Origin of the sequence: Nocardia veterana NBRC 100344 (genome assembly GCF_000308855.1) — a bacterium.
Lineage (GTDB): Bacteria > Actinomycetota > Actinomycetes > Mycobacteriales > Mycobacteriaceae > Nocardia > Nocardia veterana.
Map to the genome: position 1 here is coordinate 1 of NZ_BAGM01000107.1, position 10,261 is coordinate 10,261.

Genomic DNA, 10,261 nt, shown 5'->3' on the forward strand with positions numbered 1-10,261 from the left:
CGAAGCGCGCGGCGCCCGCGCCGGCCCACCAGCCCGAGCAGATCGCCCAGCCCGCCTCCGGCCCCTCGACACTGCCGATCGCGCCGGTGACCGCCTCGCGGCCCGCCACGTCACCGGCCGCGAACAGACCGGGAACAGTTGTGGCGCAATCGAATCCGATAACTCGCACCCCGCCCGAGCCGCGCACGGTGCCCTGGAGCACCGGCCGCAGCGGGACCCGGCCGAGCACATCCGGGCGCGAGCCGGACTCGGAATCGGCGGGCAGATCCACACTCGTCGTGCCCACCGGAGCCGCGGCCGCGGGTCCGTACCGCACCGAGCCCCCGCCCGGTAACTCGGCGTAGATCCGCCGGCCGTCGGCCAGGGCGGCCAGCGCGGTGCAGCGCACGTCGAATTCGTCGCCGTCGAGCGGCGCACCGGACTCGTCGTAGAGCGTGGTGAAGCGCGGTTCCCACCGCCGGTCCCCGCCCACCAGGCTGTAGGCCGTCGAGAACTCCATCCCCGACAGCTCACCGCCCGCCTCGGCGGCCATCAACAGCCCTTCCCCCGTCGCCACCTCGGTCCCGGCGCCACCGGACAGGAATGCGCAGCCGCCCGTGGCCAGCACCACCGCACCCGCTCGTACGGTCCACCTCCGGTGCCGGCCGTCCAACTCCACCCCGGTCGCCCCGCACACCACGGCATCGCCGTCGACCAGCAGCTGGATCGCCGGATGCCGGTCCGCGATCCGGACACCGGCCGCGGTCAGGTGGCGTCGCAACGCGGTCAGATACCGACGGCCGTCCACCACGATGCGCTGCGGCACCGCGACCGCGCCCGGGCGCAGTCCGAGCAGAGCGGCGAGCCGCACGGCGGACTCCCCCAGCACCCGGTCCATCCACTCCGGATCGCCGAGCCCGCCACCGCGCGCGAGACCGCGCGAGACCGCCGCCTCACGTTCCGGACCGTGCGGGATATTCCACAGGGAGACAAGCCCTTTCGCCGTCGGACCGGCGGCACCGCAGCGGCCTTTGTCGACCAGGATCACGCGAGCGCCGGCCGTCGCCGCGGCCGAGGCCGCCCACAGCCCCGCCGGACCGCCCCCGATCACCAACACGTCGGCGGTCGTCTCGTCCCCCGTATCCGGCCGGTCCGCGTGGGTCACCGACCACCCCCGCACCCGCCTCGGCACCGCCCGCGTACCGCGCCGCTCGCGACTGCCTCGCGAATTGTGCACCGGCTACGGCTGCTCACAAAGAAAAATATTCGGCCACAATTCATCCGACCGCAACTGTTACGCGGCGCTCAATTCCACCATTGCGTCACCAATAGGTAACCGGCGGCCACGAACACGACCATCGATCCGAAAAATGCCGGAAATCCCCGACGTCGATCGGAAAATATCTGCGCTCCCAGCGCCAGCGCCGCCATTCCGATATGCCAGCCCACACTGCTCGGCCCCGGCCCCGGAAATCCGCGCCGCGCGCCCACGATCGCCGCCCCCACGACCACGATCGCCAGCACGACCACCCCGGCCGCGACGGTCCCACTCAGCGCTCGGACGACTCTCACGAGGCGACCACCTCGACCCCGCTCGCCTTGTCCACCAGGCGCTCGAATTGGCCCGGCGCGGTGGTGCATTCGGCCAACTCGATCGGCTTGTCCGCACCGTGGTAGTCCGAGGAGCCGGTGGTGATCAGATCGAGCTCCCGGGCCAGCTCGCGCAACACCGCGCGGTCGGCCTCGTGGTGATCGGGATGATCGACCTCCAGTCCGCCCAGTCCGTGCGCGGCCAATTCGCGGATGTCGTCGAGGGCCAGCAGCCGGCCGCGGGTACGGGCCCGAGCGTGCGCGACGACCGTCACCCCGCCGGCCGCCGCGACCATCTCCACTGCCTGCCGCAACGGTGTGTCGGCCTTTTCCACGTAGTAGCGACCGCGCGGCGCGAGCAGATCCGCGAAGGCGGCTCCGACCGTGGGCACCACCCCCGCTTCGACCAGTGCCCGGGCCAGATGGGGCCGGCCGGCGGCCGGACCCGCGGCCGCGAGGACCGCGTCCGGATCGATCGGCAGCCCGTCGGCCACCATCAACTCGGCCATCGCGCGCACCCTGGCCACCCGCTCGCCTCGCAACCGTTCCCGCTCGGCGGCGAAGGCGGCGTCGTCCGGATCGAACAGATAGGCCAGCAGATGCACCGGCACCGGCCAGCCGTCCTCCCCCATCCCCACACACGACATCTCCATCCCCCGCACCAGGCGCAGACCGGCCGGCAGTGCGGCGACCGCTTCGTCCCAGCCGGACGTGGTGTCGTGGTCGGTGATCGCCACCACGTCCACCCCCGCGGCCGCGGCCGCTCGCATCAGATCGCCGGGAGTGTCGGTGCCGTCCGACGCGGTGGAGTGGGTGTGGAGGTCGATGCGCACGCGCTCCATATTGCCCAACGGCGGCGGATCGGCAGCGCCGGACCCGGCCCCGCGGTACCGGCGCTGCGGCAGCGGCCCGGGCGCCCGGCCGCTAGCATCGCCGACGTGCCGTCCATTCCGCCACTTCCGCCGTTCCGTGGTTCCGGGAGGTCGCGGCACGAGCCGCGGTTGCCCCGAATTCCGGTGCCGACCGCGCGTGCCATCGTCGACTGCGGGGTCTACATCGACGGCCACCGTCAGCCCGGCCATACGACACCCGCCGCGGGTTTGGCGCAGGTCCGGGCGGAAGGCAAGGGTTTCGTCTGGGTCGGCATGCACGCGCCCGACGCGGATCAGATGGCCGAGGTGGCACAAATATTCGGTCTGCACGAACTCGCCGTCGAGGATGCGGTGCACGCGCATCAACGACCCAAACTCGAACGCTACGACGACACCCTGTTCCTGGTTCTGCGCACGGTGAAGTATCTCGAGCACGATCCCAATTCGGTCAGCGAGATCGTGCAGACGGGCGAGATCATGATCTTCATGGGCGCCGATTTCGTGGTCACCGTCCGGCATGGCGAACATACGGCGCTGAAGGTGGTCCGCGAACAGATGGAGGAGCACCCCGAACGCCTGGCGCTGGGCCCCGGCGCGGTCCTGCACGCGATCGCCGATCACGTGGTCGATACGTATCTGCTGGTCACCCAATCGGTGGAAGACGACGTGGAAACCATGGAGGAAGAGGTCTTCACACCTCGCAGCCGGCTCACCATCGAGGCGATCTATCAGCTCAAACGTGAGGTCGTCGAGTTACGGCGGGCGGTCAACCCGCTCGCGCTGCCGCTGCAATTGCTCAGCCGCAGTGCGGAACTGCCGCTGCCGAAGGAGATCCGCCGCTATCTACGCGACGTCGCCGATCATCACACCGCCGTCGCCGAGCGGATCAGCGACTTCGACGAGGCGCTCAGCGCGCTGATCAACGCGGCCCTGGCGAAGGTGAGCGTGCAGCAGAACACCGATATGCGCAAGATCTCGGCGTGGGCGGCGATGGCGGCGGTCCCGACCATGATCGCCGGGATCTACGGCATGAACTTCGAGCACATGCCGGAGTTGAAGTGGACCTACGGATACCTGCTCGTCTGGCTCGTGATCCTGGTCATCTGCGGTGCGCTGTTCATCGCGCTGCGCCGCAACAAATGGCTGTGAGCCTTACAGATTCGCCGCGGCCCGGCCGGGATCGCGCACGTCGATTCCGGCCTCCGTCCACGCCTCGCGCAGCGCCGCGGCGCCGCGAATCCGGACCCAGGCCGCCTCGGTCGCGGTGATCGGCGTGACCGACAGGAACCGCACCGGCTCGGCCGGATCCGGCAGCGGCACCTCGGGAATCTCCGCGGTACCCAGCAACGCCGCCGTGAAGGGCGCGTTGCGCCACATCGGTTCTCCGAGATCCAGCAACGCATCCGCCTGCAGCACAACACCTTCCACCGCCGGCGCGGCGATCAGCACACCGAGCCCGCGGGCCAGCCCGGCCGGCGCGCCGCCGCGCAGGGTGAGGACCAGCTCGGCCCGAGGTCCGCGGACCGGGTCGGCCAGGGCCGCGGCGGAATCGGTCATCGGATGCCGGGAGCCCCCGAGGGTGACGTAGTGCACGAGCTCACCGTCGGGTATGCGCAGGATTTCGATCGGTTCGAGACCGAGGAAGGTCACCGACGCCGAATCGAAGCGGGTGTCGTCCCATCCCGCCGCCGAGCGCGGAATATCGAAATGCGACAGCACCGCCGCCCGCACCTGATCGAGTTCCATGGGTCTACCGTGCCACAGCCCCGGACCGCCGCCGACGAGCGCCGGGGCGAGGTCGCGGCTACAGGGCCAGCCGGGCCAGCATGTCGCGCGCCTGCTCGGCCACCTTCGGATCGCAGAGGACGTCGTAGCGGCCGGCCACCAACTGCATGGTGGAGGCGAAGTCGCGAGTGCCGCGGGTGGCCGCGTACGGGATCACCGCGGAGATCAGCCCGAAGATGACACCGCCGACCAGACCCACGACAAGCGGCCCGATCACCCCGCCGGTGGTGAACAGGCTCAACAGCAAACCCAGGAACAGGCCCAGCCAGGCGCCCGAAACCATGCCGCCACCAATGACTTTGCCCCAGGTGAGCCGACCCAGAACTCGCTCGACCTGCATCAGGTCGACGCCCACGATGGTCATGTTCTCCACCGGGAACTGGTTGTCGGCCAGATAGTCGACCGCCCGCTGCGCCTCGGCGTAGGTCGGATACGAGGCGACCGGCCACCCCGACGGCGGCGTCGGCAAGCCGGGCCGATTGCGATTCGTACTACCCAACGGATTGGTCATAACTCTACGATCCTAGGTCGATATCGCCGTTGCGGCTGGATGCGACGACCGCACCGCCGCCCCGCGTGTCCGATTTTACCGGCGAGCGCGGAAAACGGACATCGATATCACCGGACCGATCAGGCCAGCCGGACCTCGGCGGTGGCCAAGCCGAAGATCTTCCGACCCGCCGACTTCGCGCCGATCACGACCACCGCGGTACGGGTGTGCGGATCGAGAGATTTGATTCGCCCGCCGAATTCGACCGCGCTGGGCGACGCGGCCTCCACCACCGCGTAATTCGACAGCCGCACGGCGTACCGGACGAGCGCACCCGGGTCACCGAGCCATTCGGTGACCGAGCCCGCGCCCAGCGCCATGGTGAGCATGCCGTGGGCGATGACGTCGGGCAGACCGGCGAGCGCGGCGACGCCCTCGTGCCAGTGGATGGGGTTCGCATCACCGGCGACACCGGCGTAGTTCACCAGATCACCGCGGGTCAGCCGGACGGTCCGGCCCGGAAGCACATCCCCGACGGCGACATCGTCGAAGCGAATCACGTTGTGCAGCGCACGGTTTCGCACCACATCCGAACGATTCCGGTTGCGGGGTGGAGCGGCGGCGAGCAATTCCGCCTCCGACAACCCCGCCGCCGCGGACGGCGCCTGGATGCCGTGCATGATCACCCGCTCGATCGCGTTCCCGATTCCGGAATCGAGATCGGCACCGGTGACGCCGAGCGCGGTGGTGTGCATGATGTGGACGACCGCGCCGGACTCGTCGGCGAAGGTGTTCGTGACGGTGATCAGATCCTTACCGGCGACCGTGCGCACCGCGGTGACCTCGACATCGCTGACCAGACGATCGCCGGAGACGACCGGCCGGTAGAACTCGAAGACCTGATCGGTCTGCACGTACACGTCGTATCCGGTGATGACGCGTTCGAACAGCCGGCGGTTGGCGAGCATCGCCGGAATCGACAGGAAGGTGGGCGGCGCGACCACCGCGGGATAGCCGTACTCGGCGGCGACCTCCTCCCACCGATGCACCGGACCGTAATCCTGCACCGCGCGGGCGTATTCGCGAATCTTCTCCCGCCCGACCTCGTAGTAGTCGTCCGCACGGTAGCCGTAACCCACCAGTGAACGTGTATACGCCGCCACGTCGGTAGTTGCCTGCGTCAACCCACACTCCTCGAACTCCGAATTGCCGAGAAGCCTAGGCAGCGGGCACCCGAGCGCCCACGAATCCGGTTGCCATTGCCCACATTTCACGAGCCGGGCAGCGCCCGGTTGTGACCCGTGGTCGAATCTCGCCGAAACGCCGGCTCGATGGCCACCTACCCCGCGGGCGGCACGAAACTCGTTGTCCGCGTCATGCCGGCCGCGCGCCCCTTCTCCGCCACCACCTGCGCCATCTTCGCGCTGGCCTCGTCGATCATCTCGTCGCCGAGCATCACGGCGCCGCGCGCGCCGCCCGCGGTCGAGGTGTGGTAGGCGTAGGCGTCCAGGATCTCCTCGGCGCGGTCGTAGTCGGCCTGGCGGGGGCTGAAGATCTCGTTGCAGGCCTCGATCTGAGTGGGATGCAGCACCCATTTGCCGTCGAAGCCCAGGGCGGCCGTGCGAGCCGCGGCGCGCCGGAACCCGTCGAGGTCGCGGATCTGGAGATAAGGACCGTCGATGGCCTGCAGGCCGTGTGCCCGGGCCGCGAGCAGGATGGTCATCAGGATGTGGTGGTAGGCGTCGCCGGGTTCGTACCCCTCGGGCTGTTCACCGACCACCAGGGTGCGCATATTGATACTGGCCATGAAGTCGGCGGGGCCGAAGACCAGGGTCTGCACCCGCGGGCAGGCGGTGGCGATCTCGTCGATATTGCGCAGGCCCGCCGCATTCTCGATCTGCGGTTCGATACCGATGCGGCCGACCTCGAGGCCGTTGGCCTTCTCCAATTGGGTCAACAGCAGATCGAGCGCGCGCACCTGGGCGCCGTCGATCACCTTGGGCAACAGGATCGCGTCCAGATCACGCCCGGCGCCCTCGACCACGGAGATGACGTCGGCGTAGGTCCATTCGGTGGTCCAGTCGTTGACCCGTACGACCTTGATCTGGTCGCCCCAGCCGGGTGAGTTCAGCGCGGCGACGATATTGGCCCGGGCGGCGGCCTTGGCGGACGGAGCGACGGCGTCTTCGAGGTCCAGGAAGATCTCGTCCGCGGGCAAACCCTTGGCTTTGTCGATCATCCGCAGATTACTGCCGGGTACGGCGAGCACCGAACGACGCGTTGACATGGGCGGCTCCTGAATCGTCTCGCGGGGCTGCACCACATAGCCTTGCAGTTATGGCAGCAACGAAAGTTTTCGCCGCCAGGCTGGCGGGCCTGGTGGTACTGGGTCCGGACGGCGAGTCTATCGGCCGGCTGCGCGACGTGGTGATCTCCATCCGCTACGACCGCCAGCAACCTCGGGTGCTGGGACTGCTGGTCGAGTTGCCCACGCGCAAACGCATTTTCGTGCCCATGCTGCGGGTGAACGCGATCGAGCCGAACTCGGTCAACCTCAACACCGGCACCGTCAGCCTGCGCCGGTTCGAGCAGCGCCCCGGCGAAATGCTGGCGCTGGCCCAGGTCCTCGATTCCAAGGTGCGCGTCGCCGATCCGGAACTGCCGGATCTCGAGGGCATCGACGTATTCGTGGTCGATCTCGGCATCGAACAGAGCCGCACCCGCGACTGGGTGGTCTCCCGGGTGGCGGTGCGCGGCCACCGGCGGCTGGGCCGCCGCCGCGAGGTGCATGTCGTGGAGTGGTCGGATGTGCGCGGACTGACCCAGCACGAACTGAATCTGCCCGGCCAGGACGTCACCCAGCTGCTCGGCCAGTTCGAAGGCCTGCGCCCGGCCGATGTCGCCCATCTGCTGCGCGAGCTCCCCGAGAAGCGGCGGATCGAACTGGCCCGCGCCCTCGACGACGAACGCCTCGCCGACGTGGTGCAGGAGCTTCCGGAGAACGATCAGGTCGACGTACTGCAGAATCTCGGCGTCGAACGCGCGGCCGACCTGCTCGAGGCGATGGATCCCGACGACGCGGCCGATCTGCTCGGCGAACTGCCCACGGGTGAGGCCGAGGCGCTGCTGGCGCTGATGGATCCGGAGGAATCCGAGCCGGTGCGCCGACTGCTCGAATACTCGCCCTATACGGCCGGTGGCATGATGACGCCCCGGCCGGTGATCCTGACCCCGGCCGCCACCGTAGCCGAAGCACTGGCCCGCATCCGTGACCCGGATCTGACCCCCGCGCTGGCGTCGATGGTATTCGTCGTCCGCCCGCCCACCGCTACCCCGACCGGCCGCTATCTGGGCTGCGTGCACAGTCAGCAGCTGCTCCGCGAACCACCCGCGACGCTGGTCGGCGGTCTGGTCGACAGCGACCTCACCCAGCTCGATCCCGATGCGCCGCTGACCGCGGTCACCCGCTACTTCGCCACCTACAACCTGGTCTGCGGTCCGGTGGTGGACGAGGAGAACCATCTACTCGGTGCGGTGAGCGTCGACGACGTGCTGGACCATCTGCTCCCGGAGGATTGGCGCGAGCAGGATGAGGACGCCTCCGAACCCGCGGCGACCATCCACTCGGTCGCGGCGGCCGGACGCGCGGCCGAGGGCGGCGCCACGGCTACCGCCGGAAAGGCACAGCGATGACCGAGCGCACCGAACGCGCTGCCCGCGCGGACAAGCCGCTGGCCCGCCAGCGACTGGAAACTCCGGTCGAATCGCGGTTCCGGTTCGAGATCGACGCCGAAGCGGTGGCCCGCGGCAGTGAGACGGTGGCCCGATTCCTGGGCACCGGCCGGTATCTGCTGTTGCAGACGGTCGTGGTCGTGGTGTGGATCGGGCTCAATGTCTTCGCCGTCAGCCTGCAGTGGGATCCGTACCCGTTCATCCTGCTCAACCTGGCCTTCTCCACGCAGGCCGCCTACGCTGCGCCGTTGATCCTGCTGGCCCAGAACCGGCAGGACAACCGCGACAAGGTCGCGCTCGAGGAGGACCGCCGGCGGGCCGCGCAGACCAAGGCCGATACCGAATTCCTGGCCCGCGAACTGGCCGCATTGCGGATCGCGGTCGGTGAGGTGGCCACCCGGGACTATCTGCGCCGAGAGCTCGAAGACATCAAAGACGCGCTGGCGCGGCTCCCACTACACACCCCCGCGGACGACGAAGATGCTGTCGAGACGGCGAAGTCCAAGAAAAGTACCGATCGAAAGAGGGGTCGAGTACCGATTTCGCCTCAAATAGATGGCAGCTGACCGCAATTATCGATAACAACGAGCTGACCGACAGGTAACCTGGATCACGTTGTCCGTGGCGGCATCGCGCGAATCGCCGCCCAACGACTACGAGGGGATTGGTTGTGCCGATGCGAATATCTGGACCGATTACCGTATCGGCGCTGGTGGTTGCGGGTTTGATGGCCACGGGTTCGGCGGCGCACACGACCGCCCGGACGAGTGCGCCCAAGACGACCGAGGCGCGCCTGGCGGCTGCGAGCTCCCCCACCGACGCCGGCAACTCCGACGCGCAGGCGGTCGGCCTGGTCCCGGCCGCCCCGGAACCACCTCGCAAACTGAGAGCTATGACGGCGCCCGCGAACGGGGCGCCGTTGTTCGGCGGCACGGTCCCCCTGCAGGACATCGCGTTGCCGGGCGGTAACGGGGCCTTCGGAATTCCGGAGATCGTGCTGGCCGCCTATCGCAATGCCGAACTGACCCTGCAGTCTTCGGAACCGAATTGCGGGCTGAGCTGGAGTCTGCTGGCCGGTATCGGCCGGATCGAATCCAATCACGCCGGCCACGGCCGCACCGATGCCGCCGGCACCACCATCGGCACCATCTACGGTCCGGCGCTCGACGGCACGCTGCCGGGTAACGAGGTCATCAAGGCCGCGGACGGTAATTTCGTGCGCGCGGTCGGGCCCATGCAGTTCCTGCCCGGCACCTGGTCGCTGTACGCCTCCGACGGTAACGGTGACGGAGTCGCGGACCCGAACAACGTGTTCGACGCCTCGCTCGCGGCCGGCAAGTACCTGTGCTCGGGCGGGCTGAACCTGCGCGACCCGCAGCAGGAGCTGCGGGCGGTGTTGCGCTACAACAACTCGACGGCATACGCCGCCAACGTGCTGAGCTGGGCCAACGCCTACAAGACCGGCGGCGCGCCGACCCAGGTGCAGATCTCGCCCGAGCTGATCCCGCCGGGAACCATGCAGGCGCCGCCCGCGGGCCCCGACATCCTCGCGGCCAACGGGACGATTCCGACCACCACCGAGCCGCCGTCGCAGGCCACCACCACGGCGCCGACACCGCAGCAGCCGACGCAGGTGATGATCAACATTCCGGGGCTGCCGCCGATCCCGTGCGGCATCTTCTGCCCACCGCCGAAACCGAATCCGTGCGATCCGGCCGCGGTGCCCGCGCCGATGCCGCCACCGGGCGTTCCCGGGCAACCGGCCGCCCCGGCCGAGGCGCAGCGGTGGTCCGCGGGCGACCCGGTGCGCCCG

General features: G+C 69.0%; 11 protein-coding genes. 4 read left to right on the forward strand and 7 right to left on the reverse strand.

The annotated features are described in order from the left end of the window. The 3 genes from ON37_RS20420 to ON37_RS20430 form a co-directional block, all read right to left on the reverse strand. Window positions 1-1,144 (reverse strand): FAD-dependent oxidoreductase (locus tag ON37_RS20420; RefSeq protein WP_157171522.1); only part of this gene is annotated, 1,144 nt, incomplete at its 3' end. A gap of 140 nt (window positions 1,145-1,284) precedes the next feature. Beyond that, window positions 1,285-1,551, reverse strand: a complete 267-nt coding sequence (locus ON37_RS20425; RefSeq protein ID WP_083893152.1) for a hypothetical protein — start codon at window positions 1,549-1,551, stop codon at window positions 1,285-1,287. Then, entirely contained in the window at window positions 1,548-2,402 is an 855-nt protein-coding gene (locus ON37_RS20430; protein WP_040721537.1) for a PHP domain-containing protein, read from the reverse strand. Before ON37_RS20430 ends, ON37_RS20425 begins: the two co-directional genes overlap by 4 nt. A gap of 105 nt (window positions 2,403-2,507) precedes the next feature. Between ON37_RS20430 and corA the strand changes: the two genes are divergently transcribed. Continuing rightward, a complete protein-coding gene (gene corA, locus ON37_RS20435; RefSeq protein ID WP_040721543.1) occupies window positions 2,508-3,590 on the forward strand; it encodes a magnesium/cobalt transporter CorA in 1,083 nt (360 codons plus the stop codon). Window positions 3,591-3,593: 3 nt separating this feature from the next. Here corA and ON37_RS20440 read toward each other — a convergent pair whose 3' ends face one another. The 4 genes from ON37_RS20440 to ON37_RS20455 all read right to left on the reverse strand — a co-directional run bounded on the left by ON37_RS20440 (window position 3,594) and on the right by ON37_RS20455 (window position 7,003). Next, window positions 3,594-4,187, reverse strand: coding sequence for a suppressor of fused domain protein (locus ON37_RS20440; protein ID WP_040721538.1), 594 nt, complete (start codon window positions 4,185-4,187; stop codon window positions 3,594-3,596). A gap of 58 nt (window positions 4,188-4,245) precedes the next feature. Next, on the reverse strand, window positions 4,246-4,737 hold the full coding sequence (locus ON37_RS20445) for a YflT domain-containing protein (RefSeq protein WP_040721539.1): 492 nt from the start codon (window positions 4,735-4,737) through the stop codon (window positions 4,246-4,248). Window positions 4,738-4,856: 119 nt separating this feature from the next. Further along, window positions 4,857-5,900, reverse strand: coding sequence for a fused (3R)-hydroxyacyl-ACP dehydratase subunits HadA/HadB (locus ON37_RS20450; protein ID WP_083893153.1), 1,044 nt, complete (start codon window positions 5,898-5,900; stop codon window positions 4,857-4,859). Window positions 5,901-6,055: 155 nt separating this feature from the next. Beyond that, window positions 6,056-7,003, reverse strand: coding sequence for an HpcH/HpaI aldolase/citrate lyase family protein (locus ON37_RS20455; protein ID WP_040721544.1), 948 nt, complete (start codon window positions 7,001-7,003; stop codon window positions 6,056-6,058). A gap of 50 nt (window positions 7,004-7,053) precedes the next feature. On the opposite strand from ON37_RS20455, the gene ON37_RS20460 reads away from it, so the two are divergent. The 3 genes from ON37_RS20460 to ON37_RS20470 form a co-directional block, all read left to right on the forward strand. After that, entirely contained in the window at window positions 7,054-8,409 is a 1,356-nt protein-coding gene (locus tag ON37_RS20460; RefSeq protein ID WP_083893154.1) for a magnesium transporter MgtE N-terminal domain-containing protein, read from the forward strand. Beyond that, window positions 8,406-9,014, forward strand: coding sequence for a DUF1003 domain-containing protein (locus ON37_RS20465; protein WP_051031833.1), 609 nt, complete (start codon window positions 8,406-8,408; stop codon window positions 9,012-9,014). The genes ON37_RS20460 and ON37_RS20465 overlap by 4 nt, the downstream gene beginning before the upstream one ends. Before the next feature lie 146 nt (window positions 9,015-9,160). Next, window positions 9,161-10,261, forward strand: a 1,101-nt coding sequence (locus ON37_RS20470) for a lytic transglycosylase domain-containing protein (RefSeq protein ID WP_306306498.1), incomplete at its 3' end; no start/stop codon positions are given.

What these genes read in the sequence shown, in the direction of transcription:
- ON37_RS20445 (WP_040721539.1), bottom strand. Translation starts at nt 4,737, where the DNA reads ATGACCAATCCGTTGGGTAGTACGAATCGCAATCGGCCCGGCTTGCCG.
- ON37_RS20455 (WP_040721544.1), bottom strand. Translation starts at nt 7,003, where the DNA reads ATGTCAACGCGTCGTTCGGTGCTCGCCGTACCCGGCAGTAATCTGCGG.
- ON37_RS20465 (WP_051031833.1), top strand. Translation starts at nt 8,406, where the DNA reads ATGACCGAGCGCACCGAACGCGCTGCCCGCGCGGACAAGCCGCTGGCC.
- ON37_RS20440 (WP_040721538.1), bottom strand. Translation starts at nt 4,187, where the DNA reads ATGGAACTCGATCAGGTGCGGGCGGCGGTGCTGTCGCATTTCGATATT.
- ON37_RS20460 (WP_083893154.1), top strand. Translation starts at nt 7,054, where the DNA reads ATGGCAGCAACGAAAGTTTTCGCCGCCAGGCTGGCGGGCCTGGTGGTA.